The 15196-nt window shown below is 71.4% G+C and carries 10 protein-coding genes; 2 read left to right on the forward strand and 8 right to left on the reverse strand.

The annotated features are described in order from the left end of the window. Positions 1-6 precede the first annotated feature (6 nt). Positions 7-7320: a type I polyketide synthase gene (locus EYW49_RS06675; protein ID WP_165498158.1), complete on the forward strand. Its 7314-nt coding sequence runs from the start codon at positions 7-9 to the stop codon at positions 7318-7320. Next, positions 7317-8651: an aminotransferase class I/II-fold pyridoxal phosphate-dependent enzyme gene (locus tag EYW49_RS06680; RefSeq protein WP_131307474.1), complete on the forward strand. Its 1335-nt coding sequence runs from the start codon at positions 7317-7319 to the stop codon at positions 8649-8651. The genes EYW49_RS06675 and EYW49_RS06680 overlap by 4 nt, the downstream gene beginning before the upstream one ends. A 16-nt stretch (positions 8652-8667) precedes the next feature. On the opposite strand, the gene EYW49_RS06685 is transcribed toward EYW49_RS06680, so the two are convergent. From EYW49_RS06685 to EYW49_RS06720, 8 genes are all read right to left on the reverse strand, one after another. Beyond that, positions 8668-10353 (reverse strand): methyl-accepting chemotaxis protein, encoded by a 1686-nt coding sequence (locus EYW49_RS06685; protein WP_131307476.1) that lies wholly within the window; start codon positions 10351-10353, stop codon positions 8668-8670. A 274-nt stretch (positions 10354-10627) separates the two neighbouring features. Beyond that, positions 10628-11734 carry a chorismate synthase gene (gene aroC / locus EYW49_RS06690; RefSeq protein WP_131307478.1) on the reverse strand — a complete coding sequence of 369 codons (1107 nt, stop codon included), beginning with the start codon at positions 11732-11734 and terminating at the stop codon, positions 10628-10630. 101 nt (positions 11735-11835) lie between these two features. Beyond that, entirely contained in the window at positions 11836-12243 is a 408-nt protein-coding gene (locus EYW49_RS06695) for a hypothetical protein (RefSeq protein ID WP_131307480.1), read from the reverse strand. 253 nt (positions 12244-12496) lie between these two features. Next, positions 12497-12910: a hypothetical protein gene (locus EYW49_RS06700; protein WP_131307482.1), complete on the reverse strand. Its 414-nt coding sequence runs from the start codon at positions 12908-12910 to the stop codon at positions 12497-12499. A 145-nt stretch (positions 12911-13055) separates the two neighbouring features. After that, the gene (locus EYW49_RS06705; RefSeq protein ID WP_131307484.1) at positions 13056-13880 is read right to left on the reverse strand and encodes a dienelactone hydrolase family protein; all 825 of its coding nucleotides are present in this window, start codon (positions 13878-13880) and stop codon (positions 13056-13058) included. Positions 13881-13967: 87 nt separating this feature from the next. Then, a complete protein-coding gene (locus EYW49_RS06710) occupies positions 13968-14561 on the reverse strand; it encodes a histidine phosphatase family protein (RefSeq protein ID WP_228259528.1) in 594 nt (197 codons plus the stop codon). Between the two features lie 117 nt (positions 14562-14678). Next, the gene (locus tag EYW49_RS06715) at positions 14679-14903 is read right to left on the reverse strand and encodes a hypothetical protein (protein ID WP_131307488.1); all 225 of its coding nucleotides are present in this window, start codon (positions 14901-14903) and stop codon (positions 14679-14681) included. A 113-nt stretch (positions 14904-15016) separates the two neighbouring features. After that, a partial coding sequence (locus tag EYW49_RS06720; RefSeq protein WP_206365403.1) for a transposase occupies positions 15017-15196 on the reverse strand: 180 nt, incomplete at its 5' end.

A 15196-nucleotide genomic window follows, 5' to 3' on the forward strand; every position in this document is an offset into this window, starting at 1 on the left:
ATGAACATGTCGTTTCGTCCCGGCCTCTCGGCCTCCCAGATCGCCGTCGTCGGCGCCGCGTGCCGCGTGCCGGGGGCCGGATCGACGGACGCCTTCTGGGAGCTCCTGACGCGCGGCGACTGTTCGGTCGTCGACCGGCCGGTGGGGCGGTGGAACGTCGAGCGGTTCCTGCGTCCGGGCGCCCCGGAACCGGGCTTCACCTATTCCTTCGCCGGCGGCTATCTCGACGATCCCTTCGCCTTCGATCCGGCGCCGTTCGGGCTGTCGCCGCGCGAGGCGCGGCAGATGGATCCGCAACAGCGCCTGCTGCTCGAGATCGCCTGGATCGCGCTCGAGGACGCCGGCCTCGCGCCGGCCGACCTCGCGACCCAGACCGTCGGCGTCTACGTCGGCGCTTCGGCGGTCGACCATCAGGCCCATGCGTCGATCGATCCGGCGATCATGGAATCCCACTACATGTCGGGGAATTCCCTTTCGATCCTGTCGAATCGGATCTCCTACGTGTTCGATCTGCGCGGACCGAGCTTCACGCTCGATTCGGCCTGTTCGTCGTCCTTCGTGGCGCTGGCGGAAGCGGTGGCGGCCCTGGAGGCCGGCCGCATCGACACGGCGATCGTTGGCGGCGTCAACCTGTTGCTGACGCCGGTTCCGTTCATCGGCTTTTCGCAGGCACGCATGTTGTCGCCGACCGGGCGGTCGCGACCGTTCTCCCAGGACGCCGACGGCTACGTGCGCTCCGAGGGTGCGGCGGCGGTGGTGCTGCGCCGCCTCGCCGACGCGCGGGCCGCCGGCGATCGGGTGCGCGGCGTGGTTCTCGGCACGGCGGTCAATTCCGACGGGCGCACCACCGGCATCTCGTTGCCGTCGCTCGACGGCCAGAAGCGCCTGCTCGGCGACCTCTACGGCCATCTCGGGCTCGATCCCGACGCGCTCGCCTTCATCGAGGCGCACGGCACCGGCACCAAGGTCGGCGATCCGATCGAGGCGACGGCGATCGGCGACGTGCTGGCCAAGCGCCGCGCGCGACCGCTGCCGATCGGTTCGGTCAAGTCGAACGTCGGCCATCTCGAAGCCGCCTCGGGGCTGGTCGGGTTCCTCAAGACCCTGTTGGCGCTCGAACACCGGCTTTTGCCGCCGTCGCTCCATTGCACGCGGACCAACGAGCTGATCGACTTCGACGCCGCCAATCTCACCGTGGTGCGGACCGCCCTGCCGCTGGCCACCGACCGCGGCCCGCTCGTCGCCGGCATCTGCAACTACGGATTCGGCGGCACCAACGCCCATGTCGTGCTCGGCGAGGGCGACGCCGCGGCGATCGTTCCCGAAGCGACGGAGGCGGAGGCGTCCGACGCCCCGCTGCTGGTGGTTTCGGCGGCGACCCGCGAGGCGCTGAGCGCTCGGCTCGGCCAGACCGCGACGCTGCTGGAAGCCGGCGCGCCGATCGCCGCGGTCGCGGCGACCCTCGGCCATCGCCGGGCGATCCTGCCCGTGCGCTTCGCGGTGTCGACCGCGGCGGGCGACGCGGTGGCGGCGACGTTGCGGCGCTTCGCGGCCGGCGGTGCGGAGGGCGACGGCGCCTTCGGCCAGGCCGCGTCGGAGGCGCGACCGATCGCCTGGGTGTTCTCCGGCAACGGCGGCCAGTACGAGCGGATGGGCGCGGTCGCCTATGCGCGCTCGGCAGCGTTCCGCCGCGAGATCGACGATCTCGATCGGCGCTTCCGGCCGCTCGCCGGCTGGTCGATCGCCGCGGCGCTGGAGACCGGCCTGTCGGCGGAGCGGCTGGCCCGGACCTCGATCTGTCAGCCGATCCTCTATGCGATCCAGTCGGCGCTCGCCGCGGTGGCCAAGGCCCGCGGGCTGCGGCCGGCGGTGGTGTTCGGCCATTCGATGGGCGAAGTGGCGGCGGCGGAAGCGGCCGGCATCCTCGATCGCGACGACGCGCTGAAGCTGATCCATTTCCGCAGCCTGCGCCAGGAAGAGGTGCGCGGCGAAGGCCGCATGCTGGTGGTCGCCGCCGCCGAAGCGCAGCTCACCGACCTCATCGCCGACTTCGGCTCGCCGCGGATCGAGATCGCGGCGATCAACGGCCCTGCCTCGGCGACGGTGTCGGGACCGGACGCGGATCTCACCGCCTTCGCGCGTCGCTGCCGGCGCGCCCGGGTCGCCACGGTGGCCCTCGACATCGACTATCCGTTCCACAGTTCGGCGCTCGACCGGGTCGAGGCGGAGATCGTCGCGGATCTCGCCGACCTCGCGCCGCATGCCGGCGACATCCCCTTCCTGTCGACGGTCACCGCCACGATGGTCGAGGGCGCCGCCCTGACCGGCGACTACTGGTGGACCAATCTGCGCCGGCCGGTGCATTTCGCCGCGGCGGTCGATCGGGCGATCGACCTCGGCATCCATGATTTCCACGAGATCGGCCCGGCGCCGATCCTGACTGGGGCGATCCGCGATTGTCTGCGCGCCCGCGAGGTCGACGGGCGGGTGTTCGGGACGCTCTCCCAGAAGGACCAGGATCTCGGCGATCCGGTCGCCGGCATGGTGGCGCGGATGGTCGCCCACGGCGCCGGCTTCGACCGCACGGCGATGTTCGGGCCGCGCCCGCGCCGGGCCTTGGCGCTGCCGGCCTATCCGTTCCAGGACACAGACCATCTGCTGTCCGGCACCGCGGAAGCGATGACGGCGCTGGGCACGACCTGGGGTGCGACGCCGCTGCATCCGCTGCTCGGGGCAAGGCTCGCCGACGGCTCGGCGGAATGGCGCAGCCTGATCGATCCGGTGCTGGTGCCGTGGCTCGGCGACCATCGCGTCGACGGCGGCATCGTGGTGCCGGCAGCGGCGCTGATCGAGACGGCGCTGGCCGCGGCCCGCGAGTTGTTGGGCACCGGCCCGCTGGAGATCGGCGAATTCGACATCTCCAAGGCCCTGACGCTGGCGCCCGGGGAGATCCGCGAGATCGCCACACGCTGGTCGGACCAGACCCGGACGATCGAGATCTGGAGCCGCCATCGCTTCGCCGCCGACGGCTGGCTGCTGCACGCCCGCGGCAGCCTCGCCGTGTCGCGCCGCGCGCGGCCCGCGCCCTTGGCCGGCCCGACACCCGAGACGGCGGTGATCGACGGCGCCGCCGCGGTCTATGCGGAAGCGACCCGCACCGGGCTCGACTACGGTCCGGCCTTCCGGGCGGTGAGCGAGGTCACCCGCGACGACGACACCGTCGAGGCGCGGCTGGACCCGACCCATCTGCCGCAGGGGGTCCGGCCGGACGACTTCGTGATCGAGCCGATGGCCCTCGACGCCGCCTTCCACGGCCTGTTCGTCGCCCGGCCGCAGCGCGACGGCGAGCGCCGCGCCCATCTGCCGGTGCGCTTCCGGCGGGTCGTGGCGTGGGAGCCGGGCGTGCCGATCCGGCGGACGATCACCCATCTGGTCCGCGAGACCGACCGCTTCAAGGTGGTGGCGATCTCGCTCCTGTCGGCCGAGGGCGTGGTCGTCGCCTCGGTCGAAGCGGCGGTGTTGCGCGCGGTCCATCTGTTCAAGACGGCGATCGCCGATCGCACCTTCCGCTCGGTGCCGGTGGCCGCCGATCGTCTGGTGCCGACCGATCGGCAGAGCGGCGCCGATGCCGAGACGGTGCCCGAGACGCCGACCGCCTGGCTCCTGGTGCGCGCCTTCTGCCTGTCGCTGGCCCGCCGTCTGACCGCGTCGATCGGAGCCGAGGCGGTGCCGGAAACGGCGCGCCCGTGGTTCGATGCGCTCGCCGATCTGGTGGCGGCCCATGCCGACGCCGCCGCCCCCGCCCTGCCCTCGCCCGAGGTGCTGCTGGCGACGCTGATGCGGCGCTTCCCGGCCGCCAACGTCGAGATCCGCCTCTGCGCCGAAGCCCTCGAACAGGCCGAGACCAGCCTCTCCGCCGGCGCCCTGTCGGACCTGCCGGCGGCGATGCGGCAGCGCCTCGAAGCCGATTCGCTGCTCGCCGCGCCGTCGGTGGTGGCGCTGGCCGTGGCGGTCGGCGATCTCTCCGCGGCGCGGGACACCCGCCTGCGGGTGTTGGCGGTGGCGCCGTTCGGGGCCGGGCTGCGCCGTGCGCTGCTGCCGCTCGTGCAGGCGGGCCGCCTCGATCTGGCGGTCGCCGCCCTCGACCCGGCGGTGCTCGACGCCCAGCGCGAGGCTTTCGAGGGCGAGAGCGGCATCGAATTCCTCGACCTCGCCGGTGCGGCGAGCCCGATCGCCTTCGACGCGCTGGTCGGCCATGCGACCGCGCCGATGGTCGACGGCGAGGCGCTCGCCCGGGCGGTCGAACGGCTGGTGCCGGGGGCGCCGGTGATCGTCGCGGTGCCGGGCGCCGACGCCACGCTCGACGTGTTGTGCGGTCTGTGGGCCGACGGCCCCGGTGCGGCCGGCCACGGCCCCTTCCCCGCCGCCGAAGACGTGCTGCGCCGCCTGGAACGGGCGGGGGTCGCCGATCTCGGCGCCACCCCGACCGCCGACGGGCTCGGCCGGCTGCTGCGCGGACGCGCCGCGCCGCCGACCGCCGCGCCGACGCCGCAAGCCATCGCGATCGCCGTGCTCGGCGAGCGCGACGATCCGACCCGCGCGACAGACTGGGACGCCGCGGGGACCCTGGTCGACGACGCCGGGCTCGCCCATTGGCTCGCCGAACTCGCGGCCGAGGTCACGCCGACCCTGCTGATCCCGCCCCAGGCGCGCGCCGGCGACGCCGTCGAACGGCTCGCGCGGCGGATCGAATCGATCACCCGCATCCTGTCGCGCGCCGACGTCGCCGAGCGCGGCGTGCGGGTCTTCGTGATCACCGAATCGGCGCGCGCCGGCTGCGGCGACGGCGCGGTCGAGGCGGGCGTGCGCGGCTTCGTGCGGGTGGCGATCAACGAATATCCGACCATCGACCTGCGCCAGATCGACCTCGCCCCGACCGGAGCGCCGGAGACCGTGCTTCGGATCGCCGCCGATCCGGGGGCGGAGCGCGAATGGTTCGTCGAGGCCGAAGGGCCGCTGGTCGAACGCGTCCGCCGCGGCCTCGGCGAGAGCGTGGCGATCGACGGCGAGCGGCGCAGCGTGCTGGCGGTCGAACCGGCCGCCGGTCTCGACGGGCTGGTGTGGCGGGTCGGCGCGCGCCGACCGCCGATCGGCGACGAGATCGAGATCGCGGTGGCGGCGACCGGCCTCAACTACCGCGATCTGCTGGTGGTGCTCGGGATCCTCGACGACGACCTGCTCGGAGCCGGCCACACCGCGGCGTCGATGGGCTTCGAATGCTGCGGCACGGTGGTGCGGCTCGGGCCGGAAGCGACGCGCTTCCGGGTCGGCGATCGGGTGATGGGCTTTGCCCGCGACGCCTTCGCCTCGCATCTGACCGCCTCCGACTGGCAGTTCTTCAAGGTGCCCGAGGGCGTCGGCTCGGAAGCCGCGGCGACGGTGCCGGTGGTCTTCGCCACCGCCTGGTATGCGCTGGTCGACCGCGCCCGCCTGAAGGCCGGCGAGGACGTGCTGGTGCACGGCGCGGCCGGCGGCGTCGGCCTCGCCGCGACCCAGATCGCCCGCCGCCTCGGGGCGCGGGTGCTCGGCACCGCGAGCAACCCGGCACGCCGGCGGATCGCCCGCTCGGCCGGCGCCGAACTGACCTTCGAGTCCCGCGGCGAACGCTTCGCCGAGGCGATCGAGCACGACATCGGCGGGGTCGACGTCGTGCTGAATTCGCTGGCCGGCCCGGCGATGGCGGCGAGCTTCCGTCTGGTGCGGCCGTTCGGGCGGTTCATCGAACTGGGCAAGCGCGACTTCCTCGACAACACGCCGCTGCCGCTGCGGCCCTTCGTGCGCAACGTCGCCTATGACGGCGTCGACCTCGACGAGCTGATCGCCCACGACCGCGGGGCGGTGACGACGATGATGCGCGAGATCGGCGCGGCCTTTTCGGCGCGCGAGCTGACGCCGGTGCCGCATCAGGTCTACGAGGCCCACGAAATCGCCACCGCCTTCCGCTCGATGCAGGCCTCCGAACACGTCGGCAAGATCGTCGTGCGCCCGGCGCGCCACGCCGAGATCGACCGCACGGCTGCGACCTATCACGCCGCGCCCGGCGTCCAGCTGATCGTCGGCGGCACCGCCGGCTTCGGCTTCGAGACGGCGCGCTGGCTCGCGGCGCGCGGCGCCACGACGCTGATCCTCGCCTCGCGGCGGGGACGGGTCGAAGACGGCCTCGAGGCCGATCTGGCGACGCTGCGCGCCCATGGCGCGACGGTCGAGACGGTGGCGCTCGACGTCACCGACGCCGCCGCAGTGGCGGCCCTCGTGGCGCAGGTGGTCGCCGAACACGGACCGATCCGCGGCGTGATCCATGCCGCGGTGCATCTCGACGACGGGCTGATCTCGGGACTCACCCCCGAGCGGCTGCGGGCGGTGCTGGCGACCAAGGTCGGCGGGGCGCTCGCCCTCGACGCGGCCACCGCCGATCAACCCCTCGATCATTTCGTGGTCTATTCCTCGGCGACGACGGTGGTCGGCAGCCCCGGTCAGGCGGCCTATGTCGCGGCCAACGCCTTCCTCGAGGGCTTCGCCCGCACCCGCCGCGCGGCCGGTCGGCCGGCGCTGGCGATCGGCTGGGGAGCGATTGCCGATGCCGGGATCATCGCCCGCGACCGGGCGCTGGGCGAACGCCTGCGCCGGACCACCGGCGTGGTCGGAATCCGCTCGGCGGAGGCGCTGGCCCATCTCGGCCGGCTGCTGGCGGCCGGCGCGGCGATCGAGCCGGTGCAGTTCTACACCAACATCGCCCCGAGCGGCGCGGCGCGCAAACTGGCGCTGCTCGCCAGCCCCGCCTTCGCCGGCCTGCTGTCGACCCACCAGGAAGAGCGGATGGAGGTCGGGTCCGACCTCGCCGCGCTGATCGCCGGCAAGAGCCGGTCCGAAGCGGTGGCGGGCCTCGCGCAGGTGCTGCGCCGCGAGGTCGCCCACATCCTCAGGATGCCCGAGGCGCAGATCGATCCCGGCCGGCCGCTCGCCGAACTCGGGCTCGATTCGCTGATGGCGCTCGAGCTGCACATGGGGATCGAACGGCTGTCGGGCGCCCAGCTGCCGATGGTCGGCACCGCCGATCGGCGGATCGCCGACATCGCCGCGACCATCTACGACCAGCTGACCGGCGCCGAGCAGTCGTCGCCCGAGGCGACGGTGGTCGAGCGGGAACGGGCCGAGATCCTCGATCTCGCCGCGACCCATGCGGTCGGCGAGGTGACGCTCGAGCAGGTCGATGCCCTGCGCGAGCGGGTGGTGGCCAACCCCGGCGACCGACCCGCATGACCCCCGCCGACGACAGCCCGCTGTCCGATGCCGAACTCGCCCGCCTGCTCGACGCAATGCAGACCGGGCCGCAGGCGCTCGCCGCCGATCGCGGGGCGCGGCGGCGGCATGTGGCCACCCCGAGCTTCGAGGGGCATCCGCTGTGGCGCGAGATGCGCCTGCATCGCGAGGTGGCGACGGCGATCGGCGTCGAAGATCCCTATTACCGCTCGCACGCGGGTCGCGCCGGCGCGACCTCGACGATCGACGGGCGGGCGGTGATCAACTTCGCCTCCTACGATTATCTCGGCCTCAACGGCCATCCGGAGATCGTCGCGGCAACGGCGGACGCGACCGCGCGCTTCGGTACCTCGGTGTCGGCGAGCCGGATCAGCGCCGGGGAACGGCCGATCCACCGCGCGCTCGAGACGGCGCTGGCCGCCAACTACGAGGCGGAGGACGCGATCGCCTTCGTCTCCGGCCATGCCGGGGCGGTGTCGACGCTGGCGACCTTGATGGGACCTGCCGACCTGATCGTCCACGATGCGGTGATCCACAATTGCATCGTCGTCGGCGCCCAGCTCTCCGGAGCCAAGCGCCGCCTGTTTCCGCACAACGACCTCGAGGCGCTGGACGAGATCCTGGCGCAGGAGCGCGACCGGGTCGAACGGGTGCTGGTGGTCAGCGAGGGCCTGTTCTCGATGGACGGCGACGGGCCGGATCTGGCGCGGCTGATCGAGCTCAAGACCCGCTGGGGCGCCCATCTGATGATCGACGACGCCCATGGGCTCGGCGTCCTGGGGGCGCGCGGGCGCGGCCTGCACGAGTACCAGGGGGTCGATCCCGCCGGGGTCGATCTGTGGCTCGGCACCTTGTCCAAGACGCTGGTCAGCTGCGGCGGTTACGTCGCCGCCAACGGCGTGGTGGTCGACATCCTCAAGCACCATGCCCCGGGCTTCGTCTATTCGGTCGGCATGCCGGCGGCGGTGGCGGCAGCGTCGGTGGCGGCACTCGACCTGATGAACCGCGAGCCCGAGCGGGTGGCGCGTCTGCAGAGCCTGTCGCGACGTCTGCGCGACGGGCTCGCAGCCGTGGGGCTCGACGTCGGCACCAGTTGGGGGCTCGGCATCGTGCCGGTGATCGTCGGCGACACGCTGCGCACCGTCCGCCTCGCCCAGGCCCTGCTCGAACGGGGCATCAACGCCTTCCCGGTGCTGCCGCCGGGCGTCCCGGAAAAGTCGGCGCGGTTGCGCTTCTTCGTCAACGCCAGCCACGACGCGGCGCAGATCGACGCGGCGATCGACGCGACCGTCGACGAAGCCCGCCGCCTCGGCGTGGTCGCCGAGGCGTGAGACGCGGCGTCGTCGGTCAGGCGGCGCGGACGCCCGCCAGGAAGCCGTCGACCTCCCGACGCAGCAGTTCCGACTGGCGGGAGAGATCGCCGGCGGCGATCAGCACCTGATTGGCCGCGACGCTCGATTCCTCGGCGGCGCGGGTGACGCCGCTGATGTTGCTCGACACTTCGTGGGTGCCGCGTGAGGCCTGCTGGACGTTGCGGGCGATCTCCTGGGTGGCGGCGCTCTGTTCCTCGACCGCGCCGGCGATCGCCGACGAGATCTGGTTCATGTCCTGGATGGTGCGGCCGATGTCGTGGATCTTGGAGGCGGCGAGCTTGGTCGAGGCCTGGACCGCGCCGATCTGGGCGCCGATCTCGGCGGTCGCCTTGGCGGTCTGTTCGGCGAGGCCCTTGACCTCGGAGGCGACCACCGCGAAGCCGCGACCGGCGGCGCCGGCCCGCGCCGCTTCGATGGTGGCGTTGAGGGCGAGCAGGTTGGTCTGCGAGGCGATGTCGTTGATCAGGCCGACGATCGAGCCGATCTTCTCGACCGCGCTGGCGAGACCCCCGACCTCGGTGTTGGTCTCTTCCGCCTCGCCCACCGCCTTGGCGGCGATGCGCGACGACTGCTCGACCTGACGGGCGATCTCGCGCACCGACGAGGCCAGTTCTTCGGCGGAGGCCGCAACGGTCTGGACGTTGGCGGAGGCTTCTTCCGACGCCGAGGACACCGCCATCGACTGGGAGGAGGTCTCTTCGGCCGACGAGGTCAGGGTCGAGGCGGTCGACTGGAGTTCGGTGGCGGCGGCGGAGACCAGGGCGACGATGCCCCCGACCGCCTTGTCGAAGCGATCGGCGAGTTCGTGCATGGCCTTGCGCTTCTCCGCCTCGAGGCGGGCGGCGGCGGCGGACTGCTCGGCCTCGAGCCGGCGCATTTCGATGGCATTGGTGCGGAACACCGCGACGGCCCGGGCCATCACCCCGACTTCGTCGCCGCGCTCGGCGGACTCGACCGGGCGGTCGAGCTCGCCGCGGGCGAGACTCTCCATGCGCACCGCCAGGGCGTCGAGCGGCCGCGAGATGCCGCCCAGCGACAGCCAGATCATCAGGCCGAGGACCACCGCGATGGCGGTGCCGACGAAAGCCATTTCGACCTTCACGGCCGAGGCGGCGTCGGAATCGGCGCGGTCGGCGAGGGCCTTGGCCTGCTCGCTCATCTTGGCGACGTCCTTGGTGATCTCGGTCTTCAGGGCGTCGAGCGGGCGATCGAAGTGTTCGGTGAGCATGGCATAGGCGGCGTCGTGCTGGCCCTTGGCGGCGAGATCGCCGGCCTGACGGCCGATGCGCACCACCTCGGCGAAGGCGGCGGTATAGCGATCGAAGTCGGCGGCGCGGCTCGGCTGCGCCTTCTTGGCGTCCGCCACCAATTCACCGAACTCCTTCACGGTCACGTCGAAGCGCCCGTAGAGCTCGCGGATCTCGGCGGGGTCGGTGCGCGACAGGCCGCGATAGGCGATGTCGCCGTTGCGGAAGGTGCGTTGATTGGCCCGCGACAGGGCGAGCGCCGCGGCCTGTTCGCCGTCCATGACCGCCTGGGCCTGAGAGGAGACGCGCGCAGCGGTGAGCCCGCCGAAGATCACGGCGCCGACCGCGACCAGTGAGATGGCGAGAAGACCGGCGATGATCTTGGTCGGGATTCGAATATCGGAAATGCGCATGATCCGGTCCTCTTCGACCGCGGGTCGGTCGAGCGGAGGATCGGTCCAGCATGGTTAAAAACTTCTTAATTTCAAAGCGTGGTCTCGGGACACGCGCGCGAATAGGTAGTCGACGGGAAGACTATTATAGGAGAACGAGCGGCTTTTTCATAATTTACGCTGCGTAACATCTTCAAGCACCCTGAAATCTACCCTTGTCCATTTTTACGATACCCCTGCGGCAATCTGTCCGTGTGCAAGAAATCGGATTCGCGGGTTTTCCCGCAACCGGAGGTCACCGTCCGGTCTGGCCGCGGTGGCGCAGGGCATGGTCGGCCAGCGTGATCGCCATCATCGCCTCGGCGACCGGCACCGCGCGAATGCCGACGCAAGGGTCGTGGCGGCCCTTGGTGGCGAGGTCGACCTCGGCGCCGTGCCGGTCGACGGTGTGGCGGGCGGTGAGGATCGACGAAGTCGGCTTGACCGCGAGGCGGGCGACGATCGGCTGGCCCGAGGCGATGCCGCCGAGGATGCCGCCGGCGTGGTTCGACAGGAACTGCGGCCGGCCGTCGGGGCCGCGGCGGATCTCGTCGGCATTGGTCTCGCCGGAGAGCTCGGCGGCGGCGAAACCGTCGCCGATCTCGACGCCCTTGACCGCGTTGATCGACATCAGCGCCGCGGCGATGTCCTGATCGAGCTTGCCGTAGAGGGGCGCGCCCCAGCCGGCGGGCACGCCTTCGGCGACCACTTCGAGCACCGCGCCGACCGACGATCCGGCCTTGCGGATGCGGTCGAGGTGCTCCTCGAAGCGGACGGCCGCCTCGGCATCGGGCGAGAAGAAGGGATTGGCGTCGACCTGCGCCCAGTCCCAGTTGAGGCGATCGATCGCCTCGCTGCCGATCTGCACCAGGGCGGCGCGGATGGTGACGCCGCCCGGGACCAGAGCGTCGAGGACCTTGCGGGCGACCGCGCCGGCGGCGACCCGCGAGGCGGTCTCGCGCGCCGAGGAGCGACCGCCGCCGCGGTAGTCGCGCACCCCGTATTTGGCGTCGTAGGTGAAGTCGGCGTGGCCCGGGCGATAGGCGTCGCGGATCGCGGCGTAGTCCTTGGAGCGCTGGTCGGTGTTGCGGATCATCAGCGAGATCGGCGTGCCGGTGGTGCGCGGTCCGTCGGTGCGGTCGTCCTCGAACACCCCGGAGAGGATCTCGACGCGGTCCTCTTCGCGGCGCTGGGTGACGAAGCGGCTCTGGCCGGGCTTGCGGCGGTCGAGATCGGCCTGGATGTCCTCGGCGGTGAGGCGGATGCCGGGCGGGCAGCCGTCGACGACGGCACCGATCGCCGGGCCGTGGCTCTCGCCCCAGGTGGTGACGCGAAACAGATGTCCGAAGGTATTGTGCGACATGACCACCGACCGAAGGGAGGAACAAGGGTTCGATCGGTGTTAGGGCAAGGGTCGGCGGCCGTCAAACCCGGCGGCCGACGGCGGCGGCCGGCGGCATTCGATCACTTGACGTCGACCTCGAAGGATCGGCTCTCGGTATGGGTACCGATGCGCCCTCCGTCATAGGCATTCATCTGCAGTTCGACGGCGAAGGCGTCGGGGCCGCGATAGCCGGGGGTCGAACGGTAGACGACGTAGACCCCGAGAACCGACTTGCCGGTACAGTTCCCCTCGCGCACCACCGTCTGCCCGCGCTCGATCGAGAGCGTTCCGTGCTGCGGTTGCGTCGCCACCCGGAGGTTGGGCAGGGCCGCGCCCATGCAGGTGACCGGCGAATAGGCGCCGCCGCCGAACACCGCCGTCGGGACGCCCGACTTGACCGGACGCCGATCCTCGGCGAGCGCCGGCGTGGCGATCAAGGCCGCGCCCGAGACCAAACCGACCATTCCCACGAGCCACGATCCGCGCATCACGCTCTCCCACGGTCGCCCCGCCGCGCGAACGCTTCGCCGCCTCAGGACTGCACCTTCAAGTTGCGGCCCCACCTTAGTGGGACGACCGGGATGCGTCGATAACGAGGACTACGCAGGCGATGCGCGGTCGCGGCACGGCCGGGGTCGGTCGCGAAACCGGCGATCCCGCTCCGCCGCGGCCGCAGGCGCCGCGGGGTGCCGAGGGCTGCCGAGGGACTGCCGTCGAACCCGAGGGGTCATGCCGGCAGGCTCACTTGACGTCGATTTCGTAGACGCGGCCGACGGTATGAGTGCCGATCCGTCGCGTCGCGTAGGCCTCGCTGTCGATCTCGACCGCGAACCCGTCCGGACCGTGATAGCCCTTGTCGGACCGGTAGAAGATGAAACTGGCGGTGACCGGCTTGCCGGCGCAGTTTCCCTCCACGTGCAGCACGTCTTGCCCCGTGGTGACGCTGACCACCCCGTGCTGTGGCGGTGTGACGACGCGGATGGAGGGAGGCGCTGCGCCCATGCAAGTCCGGGGGGCGTAATAACTGCTCTTGCCGACCTCGGTGACCACCCCGGACTTCGCCACCCGTTTGATCGCGGCATCGGCGCTCGTCACCGCCCCGACGACCACGAGTCCACCGAACGCCAAAGCCCCGACCACCGTCCCGATCCGCATCGCCCGCCTCCGCTGGTTCGAGGCCGCCGGGTCGCGCGAATGTTTCGCCGCCTTCGAGCCACGCACACAAGTTGCAGGCGTAGGCTATCGGCGGTTTGCTTGACCGTCGATAGCGGAGACTACGCAGGCCGTACGCGGTCGCGACTCAGCCGAGATTGGTCTTGAAGAAGGCCAGCGTCCGCTGCCAGGCGAGCGCCGCGGGGGCGGCGTCGTAGCGGGCGCCGGTCGGGTTGGCGAAGGCGTGGTCGGCGTCGTACCAGTGGACGGTCAGGCGATCGGCCTTGCCGGCGGCCTTCATCGCCGCTTCGAAGCCGCCGACCATCTCGGCGTTGATCCACGCGTCGAGCTTGCCGAACTGGCCGAGCACCGGGCCGCTGAGCGACTTCACCTGATCGGCGGTCTTCTTGACGTCGCCGTAGTAGATCACCGTGGCGTCGACCGGGGTGGCGAGCGAGGCGTTGAGCGACCAGCCGCCGCCGAAGCACCAGCCGATGGTGCCGACCTTGCCGGTCGAGCGGGCGTGCGCCCGAGCCCAGGCGATGGTCGAGACCAGTTGATCGGTGGCGACGGCCGGATCGACGGCCTTCATCAGCGCGGTCGCCGCTTCCGGCGTGGTGGCGGCGGGCTTGCCGTAGAGATCGACGGCGATCGCCACGTAGCCCTGCGCGGCCAATTCGGCGGCGACCGACTTGATCTGGTCGTTGAGGCCCCACCATTCGTGGATCAGCACCACCGCCGGCCCCTTGCCCGCGGCGGGGAGCGCCACCGCGAGGGTGACGGCGCGGCCGCCGGCGGTGGGGATGGTGACCATTTCGACGCCGGCGGCGGCGGCGCGGGCGAGCGTCGGATCGGCGAGCACCGCGGCGATCGGCAGGCCGACGAGGCCCTGGAGGAAGAGGCGGCGCTTCTCGTCGGGAACGACGATCGGCGGCAGATCGGCGTAGGTACCGCATCCGTCGAGGCTGCACATGGCGCGGGATTCTCCTGTCGCGGGTCGGGAAACGAGAACGAGGTCCGAGGGGCGGCAAGGCAACGCCACCTCCGTCGGACTACGTAATCATAACCACGCACCGTGACGGTCCTGCCAGCGGAATATGCGATCCTGAGGCACGAAGAGATGGGCGAGTTCGTGATCTTCGCTCTCTTCGATCAGGGCGCGCAGCACCCGGAACACGCCGCCGTGGGAGACGATGACCAGATCGCCGGAGGTGCCGGCGAGGAAGCCGCCGACCCGGGCGATCAGCATGGCGTAGCTCTCGCCGTCGGGCGGCACGAAATTCCACTTGTCGCGGCGCAACTCGGCGGCGGCGCGCGGCGCCTGGACGTCGAGATCGGCGTAGGTCAGGCCCTCGTAGCGGCCGAACGAGACCTCGCGCAGGTCCGGGTGGGTGGCGTAGGCCGAGGGCTCGAGGCCGGCGCCGCGGCGGACCCGTTCCATGGTCTCGCGGGTGCGGCCGAGCGGGCTGGCGATCCAGGTGAGGGTCGAGGGATCACGCTGAATCGCGGAAAAGTGAGCGCCGAGGGCGCGGCCGTTGCCGTCGGCCTGACGGCGCCCGCGGTCGTTCAAGGGAATGTCGCGCCCGCCCTGGAGGCGGCCGGCGGCGTTCCAGTCGGTCTCGCCGTGACGAATGTGATAGATCGTACGCGTCACTGGGCGACCCTCGCTGCCGACGTCGACGAAAGTCTTAACGGACCGGGGCGAGGATCTCAACGCCCGAAGGGCGTGGGCAGGCATGAAGGCGGTGATGGAGGGGGCGTCCGGTCGCGTTCAGACGAGCGGAACCCGGTTTTCTTCGATCTCCGGATAGTTGAGACGCAGACACCCCCAGGGAAGCCGCGTCGGCATGCCGGCGTCGACCCAGGTCGACACGACACCGGCGACGATCTCTTCGGGCGTGTCGGCGCCGAAGACGACTCGTCCGACCGGATTTTCGAGGGGAGACTCGCCGCCGTAATTGTAGGGCCGCGCTCCGGCGGCGACGAGATAGGTCACCGCCTTGCGGACGAAGTCGACGAGATCGGCGCCTTCGAAAGAAAATTGATCGTGTCCCGAGAGGTGGTGTAGCTGACCGGTGGCCAGCGGGCGCGCCGATATGGGCGGCGTCCTCAGGCCGCCATGTTCGGCAGGCCGAGGACGGCAGGATCATCGTCGATGGCGGCGATCGTTTCCAGCGTCATGTAGCGGGAGCGTTGGACGGCCCATTCGTCGTTCTGTTCGAGCAGGATCGCCCCGACCAACCGGACGATGGCATCTTCGTTGGGGAAGATGCCGACGACCTCGGTTCG

It is taken from the genome of Siculibacillus lacustris (assembly GCF_004328075.1).
Classification (GTDB): Bacteria; Pseudomonadota; Alphaproteobacteria; order Rhizobiales; family Ancalomicrobiaceae; genus Siculibacillus; species Siculibacillus lacustris.

Bases quoted from the DNA above. Each gene is read 5' to 3' on its own strand.
- EYW49_RS06675 (WP_165498158.1), top strand. From the start codon at position 7: ATGTCGTTTCGTCCCGGCCTCTCGGCCTCCCAGATCGCCGTCGTCGGC.
- EYW49_RS06705 (WP_131307484.1), bottom strand. From the start codon at position 13,880: ATGTGCAGCCTCGACGGATGCGGTACCTACGCCGATCTGCCGCCGATC.
- EYW49_RS06700 (WP_131307482.1), bottom strand. From the start codon at position 12,910: ATGCGGATCGGGACGGTGGTCGGGGCTTTGGCGTTCGGTGGACTCGTG.
- EYW49_RS06695 (WP_131307480.1), bottom strand. From the start codon at position 12,243: ATGCGCGGATCGTGGCTCGTGGGAATGGTCGGTTTGGTCTCGGGCGCG.
- aroC (WP_131307478.1), bottom strand. From the start codon at position 11,734: ATGTCGCACAATACCTTCGGACATCTGTTTCGCGTCACCACCTGGGGC.
- EYW49_RS06680 (WP_131307474.1), top strand. From the start codon at position 7,317: ATGACCCCCGCCGACGACAGCCCGCTGTCCGATGCCGAACTCGCCCGC.
- EYW49_RS06685 (WP_131307476.1), bottom strand. From the start codon at position 10,353: ATGCGCATTTCCGATATTCGAATCCCGACCAAGATCATCGCCGGTCTT.